Below are 18624 nucleotides of genomic sequence, written 5' to 3'. Positions count from 1 at the left end.
CGACGTACTACCCCGCCGTGGGGTCCGTCGGCGCGTACAGCCGGACCGCGCCGCGTCGCATCGTGAGACGGACGGTGACCGGCCCGGCACCCGCGGCCCCGTCGAGCGCGAGCGTCTCGCCGTCGTGCGCGAGCACCACGGGCGGCGACGTCGCGACCCCGGACGAGGCGTCGCCCTCGGGTCCGGGCGGTCCGTCCGGCCCGACCACGGCGCCCCGGGCGGGGAACCGCAGCTCGAGCGTCGGGACCACCGTCGCGTCGACCACCAGGTGGCTCCGGACGCCGGGCACGCGTCGTGCGACCCGCGTCCCCGTGTCGCCCGCGGCGACCTCGAGGAACGTCCGCAGTCGGCTCGCGCGGCGCTCGGCGCGAGCCGTGCGGACGTCGAGCACGCCGTCGTCGAGGCGGTGGCGCTCGACGGGCGCGAGGCTCTGTGGGAAGTAGCGGTTGACGCCCGCGAAGAGCGACCAGTACTCGCCCTCGTGGCCCTCGACCGACATCCGCACGCGGTGCGCCCGCCGCAGCACGCGGGCCGCGGCGAGCACCGCCGCAGGCCACTTGCCGAGGCGGTGCTCGTGCTTCTCGCGCTCCGTGACGAGCTCCGGGTAGACCCCGGCGGAGAACGTGTTGAGCACGGTCCGCGGCGGCCCGTCGTGCCCGTCGACCTCGAGGTCCGCGACGTCGATCGTCACGCCGGAGCCGGTGCGGACCGCCGTGGCCGTCGCGGTCATCGACGTGAGGTCGGCGGCGCGTGCGAAGTGGTTGAGCGTGCCCCCGGGGAAGACGGCGAGCGGGAGGTCGTGCGCGCGGGCCGCCGCGGCGGCCGTGGCGACGGTCCCGTCACCCCCGCTGATGCCGAGCGCCCGAGCTCCCCGTCCGGCGGCCTCGTCGAAGAGGCGCCGGAGGTCGTCGTCCGAGCCGAGCACGTGCACGTCCGCGCGCGGCAGGTTCGCGCGCAGCGCGACGAGCGGGTCCTCCTTGAGCAGGCGGCCCGACCCCGCGGCCGGGTTGACGACCACGAAGAGCCCCACGCCGTCGTCGAGCGCCGGGACGACGGCGGGAGGGCCGGCGGGCACGTCGGGGCCGCGCTCCGTCCTGCCGGGCACGAGGGCGCGACCCACGAGCGCGACCCCCGCCCCGAGCGCGGCGCCCGCAGCGACGTCCGAGAACCAGTGGGAACCGGTGTGGAGGCGCGAGTACATGACGGCCCCGGCCAGCGGCGCGAGCGCCAGGCCCAGCGTGGGCCACACGGTCGCGACGCCCGTGACGAACGCCGCCGCCGACGCCGAGTGGCCGGACGGGAACGACGGCGACGTCGGCGGGTCGGCGAGCCGGCGCCACAGGGGCAGCGGTTCGAGCGAGGGGCGCTCGCCGCCGAACACGGTCTTGCCGACGACGTTCGCCAGGAGGCTCGAGACGAGCAGCGAGCCGTAGCCGCGCAGCGCTGCCTCGCGCCCGCGCCGGCCGGTCGCGGCGATCCCGAGGGCCGCGCCCGCCCACAGCACGCTGTGGTCGGCCGCGGTCGACAGGCGCGAGAGCGCGGCGTCCGCGAGGGGTCCCAGGGCGCGACGGTTGGTCCAGTCGTTGACCGCGCGGTCGAGCCGGGCGACTCCGGGGAACGCCTCGTGCGGCTTGACGATCCCGGTGACGCGCGGCATCCCGCCATCGTAGGAAGCGTCGCGACGGACCGCGCGGCGGCGGTCGTGCCCGCGAGATCGACTCCACCGTCACGAGATCGACCCACCGAGGGTCGATCTCGACCGTGCGGGTCGATCTCGCGAGGAGGAGGGCGGGGTCAGACCCCGGCGCGGCTCGTCTCGCCGCGGAGCACGTCGATGTGGGCCTGCAGCCGCTCGAGCGCGACGGCGACGCCCTCGCCCGCGTCGTGCGCGAGGTCCGTCGCGTAACGGAGCTGCGCGGACGCGGCGTCGAGGGCGACCTGCGCGTCGGCCAGCGCGACGGCGGCCCGGCCGTCGGCGGCCTCGTCGCCGTCGGTCGCGCGGTCGAGCGCGGAACGGGCCTCGTCCGTCGCCGCCTGGACCGACTCGACGGCGTCGAGCACGTCGTTGCGGAGCACGGGGTGGAGGGCGGGGAGCTGGGCGTGGACGCGGTCGAGGTCGTCGCCGATCGTCTCGGTCTGGACCTGCGCGTCGGCGATGAGCTGCTGGACCTCGGCGGCGCTCGCCGTCGAGCACATCGGGAGCATCATGGCCAGCGCGAGCAGGCTCGCCGCGGCGAACCGGGCAGACGTGCGCGTGCGCTGCGGCGTCGTGGGCTCGCTCGTCCTCGCTGACATGGCACCCAGTCTCCCGGTCGAACCTGAGAAGAGCCAGGGAATCGTGGGCGAATTCATGGAGATTTCGCACACAGCGCACGTGGGCGACACGTCGCCCGTCGTCCGGACGGGCGCGTCCCGCCGAGCGGGGGTCAGGCCCGGACGAGGCGGCGGCGTCGTGCTGCGGCCACGCGGGTCCCGATCAGGCCGTGGCGCGGGCTGAACAGGTACGCGAGGGCGAACACGACGCCGAGCGCGACGACGACCGTGCCGCCCGAGGCGGTGTCGAGGTAATAGCTCACGTAGATCCCGACGACCCCGCACACCGCCGCGACGAGCGGCGAGATCCACAGCATCCGCGAGAACCGGTCGGTGAGCAGGTAGGCCGTCGCACCGGGCGTGATGAGCAGCGCGACCACGAGCACGACCCCGACCGCCTGGAGCGCGACGACGACCGTCAGGGCGAGCAGGCCGAGGAGCAGCGCGCCGAGCCGGCGCGGGGACAGCCCGATCGCGTGCGCGTGGGTCGGGTCGAACGCGTAGAGCGTGAGGTCGCGCCGCTTGAGCACGACGACCACGAGCGTCACCGCGCCGAGGACCAGCACCTGGAGCAGGTCGGCGCGTGACACCCCGAGCAGGTTGCCGAACAGGATGTGGTTGAGGTCGGTCTGGCTCGGCGTCACGGAGATGAGCACGAGGCCGAGCGCGAAGAGCGTCGTGAACACGACCCCGATGGCCGCGTCCTCCTTCACGCGGCTCGTGTCCCGGACCGCGCCGATGAGCAGCACGGCGAGCAGCCCGAAGACGAGGGCCCCGAGCGCGAACGGCGCCCCGACCACGTACGCGAGCACGACGCCGGGCAGCACCGCGTGCGAGACGGCGTCGCCCATGAGCGACCACCCGACGAGCACGAGCCAGCACGACAGCACGCCGCACACGATCCCGGCGGTGACCGTGACCGCGAGCGCGGTGCGCAGGAACTCGAACGAGAGCGGCTCGAGGAGCACGGCGAGGACGTCGGTCACGGGGCCACCTCCACGCCGAACGCGAGCGCGAGGTTCTCGGGCCGCAGGACCTCCGCGGGCGTCGAGTGCAGCAGGACGCGCTGCTGGAGCAGCACCGCCTCGTCCGCGAGCTCGGGCAGCGCATGCAGGTCGTGGGTCGAGACGAGGACGGTCGCGCCGTCGGCCGCGAGCTCGCGCAGCAGCGCGGTGATCGTGGCCTCCGTGCGCTTGTCCACGCCCGCGAACGGCTCGTCGAGCAGCAGGATCGTCGCGCCCTGCGCGAGCCCGCGCGCGACGAACGCGCGCTTGCGCTGCCCGCCCGAGAGCGCGCCGATCTGCCGGTCCGCGAGGTCGGTCAGCTCGACGCGCTCCAGCGCGTGCGCGACGGCGTCGCGGTCCGCGGGTCGCGTGCGCCGCGTGAACCCCTGGTAGCCGTAGCGGCCGGTCATGACGACGTCGCGCACGCTCAGCGGGAAGGCCCAGTCCACGTCCTCGCTCTGCGGCACGTACCCCACGGCCTGGGCGCGGCGGGCACGCGCCGGGGGTGCGCCGTCGACCAGGACGGTGCCGCGGTCCGGGCGCACCATGCCCATGACCGCCTTGAACAGCGTCGACTTGCCCGAGCCGTTCATGCCCACGAGCCCGCACACGGTGCCCGGCCCGCCCGCCGACCCCAGGGCGAGGGTCGCGCCGTCGAGGGCGAGGACGTCGCCGTAGTGGACGGTGAGGTCGCGCACGTCGATCGCGGGCGTGCCCGACGGCGTCCGCTCGCCCGCGCTCACGCGTCGCCCTCCGCCGTCGTCCCGGCGAGGCCCGCGACGATGGTCTCCGTGTCGTGCCGCAGGAGGTCCAGGTACGTCGGGACGGGGCCGCCGGGCTCCGAGAGCGAGTCGACGTAGAGCGTGCCGCCGAAGGCCGCCCCGGACTCCAGCGCCACCTGGCGCATCGCCTTGTCCGAGACGGTGGACTCGCAGAACACGGCCGGGACGTCGTGCTCCTCGACGAACTCGATCGCGCCGACCACGGACCGCGGCGTCGCCTGCTGCTCGGCGTTGACCGCCCACAGGTACTGCTCGGCGAGGCCCGCGTCGCGCGCGAGGTAGGAGAACGCGCCCTCGCACGAGACGAGCGCGCGGTGGCCCTCGGGGAGCGCGTCGAGCGCGTCGGTCAGCTCGTCGTGCACGGACGCGAGCTGGGCCGAGTACGCCGCGGCGTTCGCCGCGTAGTCGTCCGCGTGCGCGGGGTCGAGCTCGGCGAACGCGTCGGCCATGTTCTGCACGTAGAGCTGGCCGTTCACGGGCGACATCCACGCGTGCGGGTTGTCCTTGCCCTGGTACTCCTCGGCGGTGTCGTCGCCGAGGGCGTCCTCGATGGGAAGGGCGTCGACGCCCTCGCTCACGACGACGTGCGGCACGTCCAGCCCGTCGACGAACCGCCCGAACCACGCCTCGAGGCCCATGCCGTTGTCGAGGATCAGGTCCGCGTCCGCAGCCCTGCGGAGGTCGCCCGGCGTCGGCTCGTAGCCGTGGATCTCCGCGCCGACCTTCGTGATCGACTCGACGCGCAGGTGGTCGCCTGCGACGTTCTGCGCCATGTCCGCGAGCACGGTGAACGTCGTGAGGACGACGGGCCGGCCGTCGTCGACGACGGTCTCGCCGCCCGCGTCGGTCCCGGCGGAGCACCCGACGAGAGCGAGCGCGGTCACCGTCGCCAGCGCGACGGCCCGACCGGCGGTTCTTCCGGCAATCCGGGACACAAAGTTCGGCACACCGAAAAATCTAGTCCGTACGCCCGGCGCGCGCAATGACGCGCCGAGGGCAGGCCACGGCTCTATCTCGGCGGGGCGGGCCTCTCCCTCGCGCCGAGGCGGCGGCTCACCTCGGTCGCGGCGCGGCCGACGGCGGCGGCGAGCTCGGCGCGGCGGGCGGGCGGGGCGTCGTCGGCCCAGAACGTGAGGGCGATGCCGGCGACGGGGAGGCCGGTGTGGTCCACCGCCGCGTGGGCGACGGACGCGAGGCCGGGGGTGACCTCGCCGTCCTCCTCGGCCCAGCCGCGCCGTCGGACGCCGCGCAGGATCTCGCGCAGGGCACTGAGGGACTGTGGTCCGACGCCGGTGCGGTCGGCGAACGCGGCGGCGTTCGGGAAGAGGGCGCGGACCTGGGCGGCGGGCAGGCCGGCGAGGACGGCGCGCCCGCTCGCGGTGAGGTGGGCGGGGAGGCGGACGTCGACGTCGGTCACGAGCGTGGGGCGGCGCGGCGCGCGCTGCTCGACGAGGTAGAGGACCTCGCGCCCGTTGAGGACGGCGAGGTGGGCGCTCTCGCCGGTGGACTCGACGAGGCGCGCGACGACGGGCCGCGCGAGGCGGGCGAGCGGCGCCTGGCGCGCGTACGCGGACCCGAGCGCGAGCGACGCCGTGCCGAGCCCGTACCGGTGCTCCTCGGGGAGGTGCGTCACGAACCCCTCGTCCACGAGGACGGAGAGCAGGTGGTAGACGGTCGAGCGGGGGAGCCCGAGGCCCTGCGCGACGGCGGCCGCGGGCGACGGGCCGGCCTGCGCGGCGAGGTACGTGAGCACGCGGACGGCCTGGCGCGCGGCGGGGACGTCGCTCGGCATGGAGACCACGGTAGGGCCGTGGCACGATCGAGGCGTGACGACCCTCCCCGACGACCAGCGCCTGCGCGACCTCGCGCGGCTGCGGCGCGTGCGGGACCGGATCGACCGCGAGTATGCGCAGCCGCTCGACGTCGCGGCGCTCGCGGCCGGCGTGCACGTGTCGGCCGGGCACCTGAGCCGCGAGTTCAAGGCCGCGTACGGGGAGTCGGTGTACGCGTACCTCATGACGCGGCGCATCGAGCGCGCGAAGGCGCTGCTGCGTCGCGGCGACCTGAGCGTCACGGACGTGTGCTTCGCGGTCGGGTGCTCGTCGCTGGGGACGTTCAGCACGCGCTTCACCGAGCTCGTGGGCGTGCCGCCGAGCGTCTACCGGCGCCGCGCCGCCGAGCCCGACGTCGGAGCGGGCACGACCGACGTCGTCGTGACGGGTGGCTCCGGGCTGGAGGCTCCGGACGGGTCGGGGGACGACCCCGGGGGCGAGCGGCTCGACGGCATGCCCGCGTGCGTCGCGCGGCGCGTCACGCGACCGGTCAGGAATCGAGAAGCGCCGGCGGGACGACGGTCCTAGCGTCGTTCCCATGAACCTCACCATCAACTCCAGCTTCCTGCCCCAGACCGACCCCGACGCCTCGCTGGCTTTCTACCGCGACGTCCTCGGCTTCGAGATCCGGAACGACGTCGGCTACGAGGGGATGCGGTGGATCACCGTGGGCCCGGCCGACCAGCCGGACACGGCGATCGTGCTGCACCCGCCGGCCGCGACGCCGGGCCTCAGCGACGACGACAAGCGCGCGCTCCTGGAGATCGTCGCGAAGGGCGCCTACTTCGGCGTGAACCTCGCGACGGCGGACGTCGACGAGACGTTCGCGCGGATCGAGGCGGCGGGCGCGGAGGTCGTGCAGGAGCCGATCGACCAGCCCTACGGCGTGCGCGACTGCGCGTTCCGCGACCCGGCGGGCAACGAGATCCGCATCCAGCAGCGCCGCTGAGGTCGTCAGACCCGGCCGCTCGACCCCGCCGCCTCGAGGTCGAGCGTGAGCGCGAGCGGCCCGAGCTCGGCCGCGACCTGGGAGAACTCGGCGACGAGCGGGGGGATCGGCCCGGCGCGCCGGACGAGCCCCCAGCGCAGCACGGGCTGCTCGTCGAGCGGCACGTAGGCCACGTCCGAGCGCTCGAGGTAGCGGATGCCCTGGGCGCACGCGACGGCGACGCCGTCGCCGGACATGACGCGCCACAGCACCTCCTCGCGCGTCGGGGTGGCGCCGCCGCGGTCGGGCTCGCTGTGGGGGACGGGGCTGACGGCGTCCTCCCAGTAGTCGGGGACGGGCAGGCCGGACGGGAGCACGTTCTCGTCGGCCAGCTCCGCCACGGACACCGACGAGCGCGTGGCCAGCGGGTGCGTCCGCCCGACGGCGAGCACGATCGGCTCGGTGAAGGTCACCGGGCCGACCGCGAGGTCCTTCTCCTCGACGGGCAGCCACAGGAGCGCGACGTCGACCTCGCCCTCGCGCAGGAGGCGGAAGGGCTCGTCGATGCGGACCTCGCGCATGCGCAGGTCGACGTGCGGGTTGCGGGCGCGGAACAGCGCCGTGACGGGGGCGAGCTCCTGCCACAGGGGTCCCATGACGCCGAACGTCAGGGTCTCGCGCGCGGCCCGTGCGGTGCTCGCGGCGGACTCGACGCCCTCGAGGATCCGGCGGTACCCGGCCTCGAGGTCGGCGCGGAGCTGCTCCCCGAGGGGCGTGAGCGTGACGCGCCGGCTGGTGCGCTCGAACAGGGGCGCGCCGATCCGGCGCTCCTGCTTGGCGATCGCCTGGCTCACCCGGGGCGCGGACACGTGCAGGCGCTCTGCCGTGCGCCCGAAGTGCAGCTCCTCGGCGAGCGTCAGGAAGATCTCGATGTCACGCAGCTCCACCCGACGATCGTCGCGTTCGTTAACCCCCGGCGCAACCACCGTTACGGGATCGGCCGTTGTTCGCGCGAACGCCCGGCCTGAGCCTGGAAGGGCACGGCGAGAGGCGCCGGGCACGATCGGGAGGAGACGACCATGGCCGTCGTCAGGACGCACCGGTACACGGTGGAGACGGGCCGGCTGGCCCAGATGCTCGAGCAGCGCAGCGCGCTGATCCAGGGGCTGCGCGCGGCGAACCCCGCGTTCACCGCGGCCACGCTCGTGCGGCTCGAGGACGGGTCGTACCTCGACATCTGGCGGTGGGACTCGGCGGCCGCGATGCAGACGGCGGCGCAGGCCGCGCGCGACGTCCCGCTCGTCGGGGCGACGCTCGGCCTCACCACCGACCACGAGGCGCTCGACGGCGAGGTGCTGGACGAGCGGTGAGGACCGCCGTCGTCCCCGGTCGCCACGGCGGGGGACGACGGCCCGGACGGGCGGGCCGCGACCGACGCGGCCACGCAGGGTACGGCTGGACCGACGCAGGAGGAGCAGGACGATGAGCACCGAAGGACGGACGACGAACGACGCGGGTCGCGCCCCGGGCACGCCGGGACGGTTCTCGCGCTGGATGCAGCGCCGCTCGAACGCGCGCCTCGTGCGCAAGGTCCGTGGCGGCAAGGCCACGTTCATGGGGATGGACGTCCTCGTGCTGCACACGGTCGGCCGCCGCAGCGGCGCGCCGCGCGAGACGCCGCTCATGTGGCTGCCGGACGAGGGGGACGCCGTCCTCGTCGTCGCCTCGGGAGGCGGCAGCCGCAACCCGGACTGGCACGCCAACCTCGCGGCGCACCCCGAGGGCGTCGCGATCGAGCTGCCCGGGCGCGCGCCCGTCCCGGCGACGCCGCACGTGCTCGACGGCGCGGACCGGGAGCGGGCCTGGCAGCGCGTCGCGACGGCGCAGCCGCGCATCGCGAGGTACCAGAGCAAGGCCGAGCGGCAGTATCCGCTCGTGCGGCTCACGCCGCGGTGAGTTCCGCCCGCGCGGCCGGTCCTGTCACAGGACGCCCGCGCGGCGCAGCAGAATCCACGCGCCGGATCGACCCGCTCTCAGGCAGACTTTCACCGGGCTGCCGAGGTCGGGCGGTCGGCGCCGTCGACCGGCCAGTCGACCGACTCAGCAGTGGCCGCGCGACGAGGCTCGACGACGAGGAGACACGATGAGCACGGCAACGACGACGGGAACGCAGACCTCGGTGCCCCAGGACCCCGACGCGCACGACGTCATCCGGGTACAGGGAGCGCGGGCGAACAACCTCCAGGACGTGAGCGTCGAGATCCCCAAGCGGCGCCTCACGGTGTTCACGGGCGTCTCCGGGTCGGGCAAGAGCTCGCTCGTGTTCGACACGGTCGCGGCCGAGTCGCAGCGCCTCATCAACGAGACGTATCCCGCGTTCCTCCAGGGCTTCATGCCGACGCTCGACCGCCCCGACGTCGACGTCCTCGAGGGGCTCACCACCGCGATCGTCGTGGACCAGGAGCGCCTGGGCGCCAACCCGCGGTCCACGGTGGGCACGGTGACCGACGCCAACGCGATCCTCCGGGTGCTGTTCAGCCGGTTCGGCGAGCCGCAGGTGGGGCCGCCCACGGCGTTCTCCTTCAACATCCCCGCGCGCAAGGCGAGCGGCATCATGACGTCGGCGACGGGCGAGAAGACGATCGTCCGCAACGCGATCTACCACGGCGGCATGTGCCCGCGGTGCGAGGGGCGCGGCGCGGTCTCGGACCTCGACCTCACGGAGATCTTCGACGACTCCAAGTCGCTGCTCGACGGCGCGATCAAGGTCCCGGGGTACACGGCCGACGGGTGGATGGTGCGCGGGTTCGCCGAGTCGGGGTTCTTCCCGGGCGACCGGCCGATCCGCGAGTTCACCGAGCAGCAGTTGCAGGACTTCCTCTACAAGGAGCCCACCAAGATCAAGGCGATGGGGATCAACGTCACCTACGAGGGACTGATCCCCAAGATCCAGAAGTCGATGTTCTCCAAGGACGTCGACTCGCTCCAGCCGCACGTCCGCGCGTTCGTCGAGCGCGCCGCGACGTTCGCGCCGTGCCCCGACTGCGGTGGCACGCGCCTGTCGGAGTCGGCGCGCTCGTCGAAGATCCGCGGCGTGAACATCGCCGACCTGTGCGCGATGCAGATCACGGACCTCGCCGCGTGGATCCGTGACCTGGACGACGCGAACATGGCGCCCGTCGTGAACGCGCTCGGCGACAACCTCGCGTCGTTCGTCGAGCTCGGGCTGGGCTACCTCAGCCTCGACCGGCCGTCGGGCACGCTGTCGGGCGGCGAGTCGCAGCGCATCAAGATGCTGCGCCACCTGGGCTCGTCGCTCACGGACGTCACCTACGTGTTCGACGAGCCGACGATCGGCCTGCACCCGCACGACATCGACCGCATGAACGGCCTCCTGCTCCAGCTGCGCGACAAGGGCAACACGGTGCTCGTCGTCGAGCACAAGCCGGAGACGATCGTGATCGCGGACCACGTCGTCGACCTCGGGCCGGGCGCGGGCACGGCCGGCGGGCACGTGACGTTCGAGGGCACGGTCGACGGGCTCCGGGCGAGCGACACCGTGACCGGCCGCCACCTGGACGACCGGGCGACGCTCAAGGACGCGGTGCGCACGCCGTCGGGCGCGCTGGAGGTCCGCGGCGCGGACGCGCACAACCTCCAGGACGTGGACGTCGACATCCCCCTGGGCGTGCTCGTCGTCGTGACGGGTGTGGCGGGGTCGGGCAAGAGCTCGCTCATCGAGGGCTCGGTCTCGCGGCGCGAGGACGTCGTGACGATCGACCAGGGCGCGGTGCGGGGGTCGCGCCGCAGCAACCCCGCGACGTACACGGGTCTGCTGGAGCCCATCCGCAAGGCGTTCGCCAAGGCCAACGGCGTCAAGCCGGCCCTGTTCAGCGCGAACTCCGAGGGCGCGTGCCCCGAGTGCAAGGGCGCGGGCGTCATCTACACCGAGCTCGGCTTCATGGAGACCGTCTCGACCCCGTGCGAGGACTGCGGTGGCCGCCGGTTCCAGGCCGCCGTGCTCGACTACACGCTCGGCGGGCTGAACATCGCCGACGTGCTCGACCTCCCGGTCGCGAAGGCGCGCGAGTTCTTCTCGTCCGGCGAGGCCAAGGTGCCCGCGGCGAAGGCGATCCTCGAGCGGCTCGACGACGTCGGCCTCGGGTACGTGAGCCTCGGCCAGCCGCTCACGACCCTGTCCGGCGGCGAGCGCCAGCGGCTCAAGCTCGCCACGCACCTCGGAGACAAGGGCGGCGTCATCGTGCTCGACGAGCCGACGACCGGCCTGCACCTCGCCGACGTGCAGAACCTCCTCGGCCTGCTCGACCGGATCGTCGACTCCGGCAAGTCCGTCATCGTCATCGAGCACCACCAGGCGGTCATGGCGCACGCGGACTGGATCATCGACCTCGGCCCGGGCGCCGGGCACGACGGCGGTCGCGTGGTCTTCGAGGGCACCCCGGCCGACCTCGTGGCGGCCCGCTCCACGCTCACGGCCGAGCACCTAGCAACCTACGTGGCCTGACCCCCGCGTCCCCGCCACGCCGAACACGACATGGGGGTCGTTATCCGCCCGATAACGACCCCCATGTCGTGCTCGACGGCGGGCAGGGTCGTGCTCGACCGGGACGATGCGTCTGGGATCCCAGACTGAACTGCCGTCGCGGGCCTGTCGGCTCGGCGTGCGGCGGTGTGTGCTGACGGCATGACAGCCACGACGCACTCCCCGGTCGACCCCGGCCCGACGGCGGTCCTCGCCCCCGACCCGGCCCGCGCCGCGCGCGTGGTCGTCGTCGGCGACGGCCCGCTGACGATCGACGACGTGGTCGACGTCGCGCGGCACGGCGCGCGCGTCCGGCTCGCGGACGCGGCGGTCGAGGCCATGGCGGCGAGCCGCGCCGTCGTGGAGGGGCTCGTGGACGACGACCGCCCGCACTACGGCGTCTCGACCGGGTTCGGTGCGCTCGCCCGGCGGCACATCCCGGTCGAGCGGCGCGCGCAGCTCCAGCTCAGCCTCGTGCGGTCGCACGCGGCGGGGTCGGGGCCGGAGGTCGAGCGCGAGGTCGTGCGCGCGCTCCAGCTCCTGCGGCTCGCGACCCTGGCGACCGGACGAACCGGGGCGCGCCCCGTCGTCGCGCAGACGTACGCCGCGATGCTCGACGCCGGGGTCACGCCCGTGGTGCGCGAGTTCGGCTCGCTCGGCTGCTCGGGCGACCTCGCGCCCCTCGCGCACGTGGCGCTCGCGGCGCTGGGGGAGGGCGAGGTCCGCGACGCGACGGGAGCCCTCGTGCCCGCCGCCGACGCGCTCGCCGCGGCCGGGATCGCCCCGCTCGCGCTGCGCGAGAAGGAGGGCCTCGCGCTCATCAACGGCACGGACGGCATGCTCGGCATGCTCGCCCTCGCGCTGCACGACCTGCGGTCCCTGCTCACGACGGCCGACGTCGCGGCGGCGGCGAGCGTCGAGGCGCTGCTCGGCTCGGACGCGCCGTTCGCGGCCGACCTCGTGGCGATGCGGCCCCACCCCGGCCAGGCGGCGTCGGCCGCGAACCTGCGCGCGCTGCTCGACGGCTCGCCCGTCGTGGCGAGCCACCGCACGCTCGACGCCGACGGCCGGCCCGAGTGCACCCGGGTGCAGGACGCGTACTCGCTGCGCTGCGCGCCGCAGGTGCACGGCGCGGCGCGCGACACGCTCGACCACGCGACCGCCGTCGCGCGCCGCGAGTTCGCGGCGGCGATCGACAACCCGGTCGTCACCGTGGACGGGCGCGTGGAGTCGAACGGCAACTTCCACGGCGCCCCGGTCGCGTACGTGCTCGACTTCCTCGCCATCGCGGCGGCCGACGTCGCGAGCATGAGCGAGCGCCGCACGGACCGGTTCCTCGACAAGGCCCGCAACGAGGGCCTGCCGCCGTTCCTCGCCGACGACCCGGGCGTCGACTCCGGGCTGATGATCGCCCAGTACACCGCGGCGGGGATCGTCTCGGAGCTCAAGCGGCTCGCGGTGCCGTCGAGCGTCGACTCGATCCCGTCGTCGGCCATGCAGGAGGACCACGTGTCCATGGGCTGGGCCGGGGCGCGCAAGCTCCGCCGCGCCGTCGACGGGCTGGGCCGCGTCCTCGCGATCGAGCTGCTCACCGCGACGCGCGCCCTCGACCTCCGCTGCGACGCCGGGTCCCTGCACCCCGCGCGGGGGACCGGCGCCGTGCGCGACCTCGTGCGCACGGTCGCCGCGGGACCCGGCCCGGACCGCTACCTCGCGCCCGAGATCGAGGCCGTGACCCACCTTGTCGCGACGGGTGCCGTGACCGCGGCGGCGAGCGCCGCCGTCGGGCACCTGGCCTGAGACCCACCCGACCCGAAGGAGCGAGACGACCATGGCCCACGAGCCGACCCACCGCCTCGGCACGCCCGTCCCCGTCCGCGCGCCGCGCGGCACGACCCTCACCGCGCGGTCGTGGCAGACCGAGGCGCCGCTGCGGATGCTCATGAACAACCTCGACCCGGAGGTCGCGGAGCGGCCCGAGGACCTGGTCGTCTACGGCGGCACCGGCCGGGCGGCGCGCGACTGGCCGAGCTACCACGCGATCGTCCGCACGCTCACGACGCTCGCGGACGACGAGACGCTCCTCGTGCAGTCGGGCAAGCCGGTCGGGGTGCTGCGGACGCACGAGTGGGCGCCGCGCGTGCTGCTCGCGAACTCGAACCTCGTGGGGGACTGGGCGACGTGGCCCGAGTTCCGGCGGCTCGAGGCGATGGGCCTGACGATGTACGGGCAGATGACGGCGGGGTCGTGGATCTACATCGGCGCGCAGGGCATCCTCCAGGGCACGTACGAGACGCTCGCCGCGGTCGCCGCGAAGCGGTTCGGGGGGACCCTCGCCGGGACGCTCACGCTCACCGGCGGGTGCGGCGGCATGGGCGGCGCGCAGCCGCTCGCGGTGACGCTCAACGGCGGGGCGTGCCTCGTGGTCGACGTCGACCGGTCGCGCCTCGACCGGCGCGTGCGCGAGCGGTACCTCGACGTGGTCGCCGACGACCTCGACGCCGCGGTCCGGCTCGTCGAGGACGCGCGGCGCGAGCGCCGGGCGCTGTCGGTAGGCGTCGAGGGGAACAGCGCGGTCGTGGTCCCCGAGCTTCTGCGGCGCGGCGTCGAGGTCGACGTCGTCACGGACCAGACGTCGGCGCACGACCCGCTCTCGTACCTCCCGGTCGGGGTGCCGGTCGAGGAGTGGGCCGACTACGCGGCGGCCAAGCCCGACGAGTTCACCGACCGCGCGCGCGAGTCCATGGCGCGGCACGTCGAGGGGATGGTGGGCTTCCTCGACGCGGGCGCCGAGGTGTTCGACTACGGCAACTCGATCCGTGACGAGGCGCGCCGCGGCGGGTACGACCGGGCGTTCGACTTCCCCGGGTTCGTGCCCGCGTACATCCGGCCCCTGTTCGCGCAGGGCAAGGGCCCGTTCCGGTGGGCCGCGCTGTCGGGCGACCCGCGCGACATCGCCGCGACCGACTCCGCCGTGCTCGACCTGTTCGACGACGACCACCTCCACCGCTGGATCCGCGCCGCGCAGGAGCGGGTCGCGTTCCAGGGCCTGCCCGCGCGCATCTGCTGGCTCGGGCACGGCGAGCGCGACCGCGCGGGCCTCGCGTTCAACGACCTCGTCGCGTCGGGCGCGGTGCGCGCTCCGGTCGTCATCGGCCGCGACCACCTCGACGCCGGGTCGGTCGCTTCCCCGTACCGCGAGACGGAGGCCATGGCCGACGGCTCCGACGCGATCGCCGACTGGCCGCTGCTCAACGCGCTCACGGCCGCGTCGTCGGGCGCGACGTGGGTGTCGATCCACCACGGCGGTGGCGTCGGCATGGGCCGCTCGATCCACGCGGGCCAGGTGTCCGTCGCGGACGGGACACCCCTCGCCGCGGCGAAGCTCGCGCGCGTGCTCTCCAACGACCCGGGCCTCGGCGTGCTGCGCCACGTCGACGCCGGGTACGACGACGCCGTCGCCGCGGCCGAGCGCGGCGGCCTCCGCGTCCCGACGCGGGAGTCCTGATGTCTCACCCCCCGGTGCCGAACCCGGGGTCGTTCCCCACGGGCGGCCGATCCTGGGGAGCGATCCCGGGCTCGGCAGCGTCCGGGTGGGGAGCGATCCCGGATTCGCCAGGCGGGTCGACGCTCCTCACCGGGATCGGCGAGCTGACGACCAACGTGCCCGGCGGGCCCGGCACGGGTGACGGCGACCCGACCGGGTTGGTGACCGACGCCGTCGTGCTGCTCGACGGCGGCCGGGTCGCCTGGGCGGGGCCGGCCCGCGAGGCGCGGGACGCCGTCGGGCAGGCGATGGGCGGCCGTGCGCCGGACGTCACGGTCGACGTGGGCGGGCGCGCGGTGATCCCCGGGTTCGTCGACTCGCACACCCACCTCGTGTTCGCGGGCGACCGCGCCGCCGAGTTCGAGGCGCGCATGGCGGGCCGCCCGTACGAGGCGGGTGGCATCCGCTCCACCGTCGCGGCGACGCGCGCGGCGCCCGACGACGTCCTGCGGGCAGGCCTCGCGCGGCACCTCGACGAGGCGGCCCGGCAGGGCACGACCACGGTCGAGGTGAAGAGCGGCTACGGGCTCACGGTCGCCGACGAGGAGCGGTCCGTGCGGCTCGCGCGCGAGGTGACCCCGGAGGTGACGTTCCTCGGGGCGCACGTCGTGCCGGCGGAGCTTGCCGGGCGCGCGGACGCGTACGTCGACCTCGTGTGCGGTGACATGCTCGCCGTGTGCGCGCCGCACGCGCGGTGGGTCGACGTGTTCTGCGAGACCGGCGCGTTCACGCCCGAGCAGTCGCGCCGCGTCCTCGAGGCCGGCGCCGCAGCGGGCCTGGGCGTGCGCGTGCACGCCAACCAGCTCGGGCCGGGAGAGGGTGTGCGCCTCGCCGTCGAGCTGGGCGCGGCCGCCGTGGACCACTGCACGTACCTCACCGACGCCGACGTCGCGGCGCTCGCCGGGTCGTGGACCGGCAGCGGGGCATGGCCGGACGGGGCGTCGGGAGCGGTCGCCGGGACCGTGGCGACCCTGCTCCCCGGCGTGGAGTTCTCCACGCGCCAGCCCTACCCCGACGCGCGACGCCTTCTCGACGCGGGCGCCGTCGTCGCGCTCGCGAGCGACTGCAACCCCGGGTCGAGCTACACGTCGTCGATGCCGCTGTGCGTCGCCCTCGCCGTCCGCGAGATGCGCATGACGGTCGCCGAGGCCGTCTGGTCCGCGACCGCGGGCGGCGCCCTCGCGCTGCGACGCGCCGACGTCGGGCACCTCGCCCCCGGCGCGCGGGCCGACGTCGTGCTGCTCGACGCCCCGAGCCGCACCCACCTCGCCTACCGCCCGGGCGTCCCGCTCGCCGCCGCGGTCTGGAAGGACGGCGTCCGCCTCCCGGCGGGCTGAAGCCCACCCGCCGAGCGGGTGATTCTGGCGTGCCTCGACCGCGTGAGGGACCACGACCTCCGGTTCGCCCGACCAGGATCGCCTGGTCGGCCGACTGGCCCCCTACACCTGCACGGGCTCCGGGCCCGGCACGCGGAGGGCGAGGCCGGCGGCGAGCTCGAGGACGCAGAGGGCGGCGAGGCGGACGGTACGGCCGTCGGGGGCGTCGGCGGTGGCGTCGACCTCGACGATGTCGGCAGTGCGGAGACGCTCGTCGACCGCCGCCGCCCGGACGAGGGCGCGCAGCTCCCACGCCGCGATGCCGCCGGGGACGCTCGCCGGGCACCCGGGGGCGACGGACCGGTCGCACACGTCGACGTCGACGTCGAGGTGCACCGGCCCGCCCGCGGCACCGGCGATCTCGAGTGCCGCCCGCATCACGTCCTCCGGGCCGCGCCGGCGCAGCTCGTCGACGTGCACGACCGTGATCCCCAGCTCCACCGCGCGTCGCGCGTACTCGGCCGAGTTGGCGAAGTCCGCGATGCCGACCTGCACGACCCGCGTCGGGTCGAGACCGGCCTCGACCAGCCGCCGCACGGGCGACCCGTTCGAGACACCGTCTCGCAGGTCGTGGTGGGCGTCGAGGGTGACGAGGCCGGCCGTGCCGAGGTCGTCGCCCCACGCGCCGAGCGCCGTCGCGACGGTCACGGAGTTGTCGCCGCCGAGCGCGACGAGCAGGCGCGCGCGCTCCAGCGATGCGCGGACCGCCGCGCGCGTCCGCGCCTCGCCCTCCGCGCCGTCGGGCTCGTCGACGTCGCCGACGTCAGCGAACGCGAGGCGCGAAAGGTCGACCGGCCCGGCACGGCCCGACGACGCTCCTCGCTCGCTCCCGACAGCCCCCGTCGCGGCCGGTCCGGTCGCGGCGGCGGGCCGCACGCGGGCGGAGGGCCCGCCGTCGGGCAGGGGACGGTCGGGAGCGAGCGCGGGGCTGAACCGGCGCAGCGCGTCGCGCACGGCAGCGGGGGTCGCGTGCGCGCCGGTGGGGGAGAGCGACGTGCGCCAGGCCGGGACGCCGAGGATCGCGACGTCGACGTCGGTGTCCCCGCCGAGCGGGGGCCAGTCGCCCGCCCGGGGCCAGGACGGGTCGTGGGACAGGGGCTGCGCGGCGCTGCTCACCCCTCGACCGTAGCAACGCGCCGGGTGGCGGGAACCGTCAGGACGCGAGCGTCGCGACGAGGGTCGCGAGCCCGAAGCCGGACTGACCGAGGGTCCCGGTCCACAGGCGGTGGTCGGAGACCCACAGCACGACCCCGCCGAGCGTCATGAAGCCCGCGGTGTACAGGACGAGGGTGCGGCCCTCGTCCACGAGGCCGTTCGCCGCGAGCACGACCCCGAGCACCGTCCCGGCGCCGAGGAACATGTTGTAGAAGGCGACGTTGAACGCCCAGAGCGTGACCTCGGGCGGCGAGAAGCGCTTGCGCAGCAGGAACTGCTGGGCCCAGGGCCGGTGGAAGAAGAAGGCCTCGACGACCCCGACGCCGACGTGCAGCACGCCGGCGGCGACGGCGAGGACCTGGGCGAGCGTGCTCATGGGAGCTCCTCCTGGTCGTGCGGCGCGAACGAGCGGGCGAGGCGGCGGGCGCCGTCACCGTCCAGGAGGGCGAGGGCCGCGGGTCGCCCGGTGAGCAGCAGGAGGAGCGCGGTCATGGTGCCGGTCACCTGCTGGCCCTCGCCGCGCTGCCAGGGCACGTCGACGGCGGCGAGGCGGAACCCGGCGAGGCGCCGCCGGGCGCGGAAGGGGAACGACACCGCCCACACGCGCTCGGCCGCCTCGCGGGAGGCGAGCGGCGGTGCGGGGAGGTCGATCCCGAGCGCGACGGCGACGTCCTGGGCGTGGACGAGCGCGTCGACGAGCGCGACGTGCGGGGTGGTCCCCGGCGCGAGGCGACGCGACCCGACGGCCGCGCGCAGGGCGGCGAGCACCTCCTCGCGCGGGCGTTCCCCGGCCTCGCGCGTGAGGAGGTCCATCATCCCGTCGAAGCTCGCGCGGCCGCGGACGAGCGCCCGGGCGAGCCCGCGGGCGAGCGCCGCGCGCGAGGAGGTGGGGGCGAGGGTGAGGTGGGCCGCGACGTCGTGGACGCGCCATCCCGTGCACAGGCTGGGGCGCTCCCAGTCGGCGGGGTCGAGACCGGCGACGAGGTCCACGAAGGAGGCCCGGGCGGTCGCGACGGCCGCCCACACGTCGTCCTCCGTCATCCAGTAGTCGGGTGCACTCATGGGAGCGCCTCCAGAACTGATACGATGATCTGACTACTTTAGTCAGTCGGGCTGACGATGGTCAACCCCTCGACACCCCACG

At 75.0% G+C, this 18624-nt stretch carries 17 protein-coding genes and 1 pseudogene; 8 read left to right on the top strand and 10 right to left on the bottom strand.

The genetic code is table 11. The features are described from left to right. Positions 1-7 precede the first annotated feature (7 nt). From A0J59_RS05895 to A0J59_RS05870, 6 genes are all read right to left on the bottom strand, one after another. Positions 8-1657, bottom strand: coding sequence for a bifunctional phosphatase PAP2/diacylglycerol kinase family protein (locus A0J59_RS05895; protein ID WP_064315517.1), 1650 nt, complete (start codon positions 1655-1657; stop codon positions 8-10). A gap of 137 nt (positions 1658-1794) precedes the next feature. Then, positions 1795-2295: a hypothetical protein gene (locus tag A0J59_RS05890; RefSeq protein ID WP_047231027.1), complete on the bottom strand. Its 501-nt coding sequence runs from the start codon at positions 2293-2295 to the stop codon at positions 1795-1797. Positions 2296-2426: 131 nt separating this feature from the next. Beyond that, on the bottom strand, positions 2427-3299 hold the full coding sequence (locus A0J59_RS05885) for a metal ABC transporter permease (protein ID WP_064315516.1): 873 nt from the start codon (positions 3297-3299) through the stop codon (positions 2427-2429). After that, on the bottom strand, positions 3296-4060 hold the full coding sequence (locus A0J59_RS05880; RefSeq protein WP_064315515.1) for a metal ABC transporter ATP-binding protein: 765 nt from the start codon (positions 4058-4060) through the stop codon (positions 3296-3298). Before A0J59_RS05880 ends, A0J59_RS05885 begins: the two co-directional genes overlap by 4 nt. Continuing rightward, positions 4057-5046, bottom strand: coding sequence for a metal ABC transporter substrate-binding protein (locus tag A0J59_RS05875; protein ID WP_064315514.1), 990 nt, complete (start codon positions 5044-5046; stop codon positions 4057-4059). Before A0J59_RS05875 ends, A0J59_RS05880 begins: the two co-directional genes overlap by 4 nt. Positions 5047-5108: 62 nt before the next feature. Continuing rightward, positions 5109-5891 carry an IclR family transcriptional regulator gene (locus A0J59_RS05870; RefSeq protein WP_064315513.1) on the bottom strand — a complete coding sequence of 261 codons (783 nt, stop codon included), beginning with the start codon at positions 5889-5891 and terminating at the stop codon, positions 5109-5111. On the opposite strand from A0J59_RS05870, the pseudogene A0J59_RS05865 reads away from it, so the two are divergent. After that, positions 5890-6276, top strand: a pseudogene (locus A0J59_RS05865) (helix-turn-helix transcriptional regulator); the annotation flags it as partial. The gene A0J59_RS05870 and the pseudogene A0J59_RS05865 overlap by 2 nt on opposite strands. 193 nt (positions 6277-6469) lie before the next feature. Beyond that, positions 6470-6880, top strand: coding sequence for a VOC family protein (locus tag A0J59_RS05860; RefSeq protein ID WP_047231031.1), 411 nt, complete (start codon positions 6470-6472; stop codon positions 6878-6880). A 5-nt stretch (positions 6881-6885) separates the two neighbouring features. Here A0J59_RS05860 and A0J59_RS05855 read toward each other — a convergent pair whose 3' ends face one another. Next, on the bottom strand, positions 6886-7806 hold the full coding sequence (locus tag A0J59_RS05855) for a LysR family transcriptional regulator (RefSeq protein ID WP_064315512.1): 921 nt from the start codon (positions 7804-7806) through the stop codon (positions 6886-6888). Between the two features lie 132 nt (positions 7807-7938). Here A0J59_RS05855 and A0J59_RS05850 point away from each other — a divergent pair, with 132 nt between their 5' ends. The 6 genes from A0J59_RS05850 (at position 7939) to hutI (ending at position 16286) form a co-directional block, all read left to right on the top strand. Beyond that, the gene (locus A0J59_RS05850) at positions 7939-8229 is read left to right on the top strand and encodes a hypothetical protein (protein WP_047231033.1); all 291 of its coding nucleotides are present in this window, start codon (positions 7939-7941) and stop codon (positions 8227-8229) included. Positions 8230-8341: 112 nt separating this feature from the next. Further along, the gene (locus A0J59_RS05845; protein ID WP_053370489.1) at positions 8342-8815 is read left to right on the top strand and encodes a nitroreductase family deazaflavin-dependent oxidoreductase; all 474 of its coding nucleotides are present in this window, start codon (positions 8342-8344) and stop codon (positions 8813-8815) included. A gap of 187 nt (positions 8816-9002) precedes the next feature. After that, positions 9003-11384, top strand: coding sequence for an excinuclease ABC subunit UvrA (locus tag A0J59_RS05840; RefSeq protein ID WP_064315511.1), 2382 nt, complete (start codon positions 9003-9005; stop codon positions 11382-11384). A gap of 180 nt (positions 11385-11564) precedes the next feature. After that, positions 11565-13202, top strand: coding sequence for a histidine ammonia-lyase (gene hutH, locus A0J59_RS05835; protein ID WP_082918774.1), 1638 nt, complete (start codon positions 11565-11567; stop codon positions 13200-13202). Between the two features lie 31 nt (positions 13203-13233). Next, positions 13234-14910: a urocanate hydratase gene (gene hutU / locus A0J59_RS05830; protein ID WP_064315510.1), complete on the top strand. Its 1677-nt coding sequence runs from the start codon at positions 13234-13236 to the stop codon at positions 14908-14910. Then, positions 14910-16286, top strand: a complete 1377-nt coding sequence (hutI, locus tag A0J59_RS05825; RefSeq protein WP_082918773.1) for an imidazolonepropionase — start codon at positions 14910-14912, stop codon at positions 16284-16286. Before hutU ends, hutI begins: the two co-directional genes overlap by 1 nt. Before the next feature lie 102 nt (positions 16287-16388). Here the strand turns inward: hutI and A0J59_RS05820 are convergent, their stop codons facing one another. Genes A0J59_RS05820 through A0J59_RS05810 form a run of 3 tightly spaced genes read right to left on the bottom strand, consistent with a single transcriptional unit; the run spans position 16389 to position 18542 of the window. Next, complete coding sequence (locus tag A0J59_RS05820; protein WP_255365031.1) at positions 16389-17441, bottom strand: arginase family protein; 1053 nt, start codon at positions 17439-17441, stop codon at positions 16389-16391. A 37-nt stretch (positions 17442-17478) separates the two neighbouring features. Continuing rightward, positions 17479-17856 carry a DUF1304 family protein gene (locus A0J59_RS05815; protein WP_047231038.1) on the bottom strand — a complete coding sequence of 126 codons (378 nt, stop codon included), beginning with the start codon at positions 17854-17856 and terminating at the stop codon, positions 17479-17481. Further along, positions 17853-18542, bottom strand: a complete 690-nt coding sequence (locus tag A0J59_RS05810) for a maleylpyruvate isomerase family mycothiol-dependent enzyme (protein WP_082140846.1) — start codon at positions 18540-18542, stop codon at positions 17853-17855. Before A0J59_RS05810 ends, A0J59_RS05815 begins: the two co-directional genes overlap by 4 nt. Positions 18543-18624 lie beyond the last annotated feature (82 nt).

The sequence above is a fragment of the Cellulosimicrobium sp. I38E genome, assembly GCF_001647255.1.
Lineage (GTDB): Bacteria > Actinomycetota > Actinomycetes > Actinomycetales > Cellulomonadaceae > Cellulosimicrobium > Cellulosimicrobium cellulans_E.
This window is presented reverse-complemented; position numbering and strand designations above follow the sequence as displayed.

Coding starts and splice junctions, on each gene's coding strand:
- A0J59_RS05895 (WP_064315517.1), bottom strand. CDS start 1,657: ATGCCGCGCGTCACCGGGATCGTCAAGCCGCACGAGGCGTTCCCCGGA.
- A0J59_RS05890 (WP_047231027.1), bottom strand. CDS start 2,295: ATGTCAGCGAGGACGAGCGAGCCCACGACGCCGCAGCGCACGCGCACG.
- A0J59_RS05870 (WP_064315513.1), bottom strand. CDS start 5,891: ATGCCGAGCGACGTCCCCGCCGCGCGCCAGGCCGTCCGCGTGCTCACG.
- A0J59_RS05860 (WP_047231031.1), top strand. CDS start 6,470: ATGAACCTCACCATCAACTCCAGCTTCCTGCCCCAGACCGACCCCGAC.
- A0J59_RS05850 (WP_047231033.1), top strand. CDS start 7,939: ATGGCCGTCGTCAGGACGCACCGGTACACGGTGGAGACGGGCCGGCTG.
- A0J59_RS05845 (WP_053370489.1), top strand. CDS start 8,342: ATGAGCACCGAAGGACGGACGACGAACGACGCGGGTCGCGCCCCGGGC.
- A0J59_RS05840 (WP_064315511.1), top strand. CDS start 9,003: ATGAGCACGGCAACGACGACGGGAACGCAGACCTCGGTGCCCCAGGAC.
- hutH (WP_082918774.1), top strand. CDS start 11,565: ATGACAGCCACGACGCACTCCCCGGTCGACCCCGGCCCGACGGCGGTC.
- hutU (WP_064315510.1), top strand. CDS start 13,234: ATGGCCCACGAGCCGACCCACCGCCTCGGCACGCCCGTCCCCGTCCGC.
- hutI (WP_082918773.1), top strand. CDS start 14,910: ATGTCTCACCCCCCGGTGCCGAACCCGGGGTCGTTCCCCACGGGCGGC.
- A0J59_RS05815 (WP_047231038.1), bottom strand. CDS start 17,856: ATGAGCACGCTCGCCCAGGTCCTCGCCGTCGCCGCCGGCGTGCTGCAC.
- A0J59_RS05810 (WP_082140846.1), bottom strand. CDS start 18,542: ATGAGTGCACCCGACTACTGGATGACGGAGGACGACGTGTGGGCGGCC.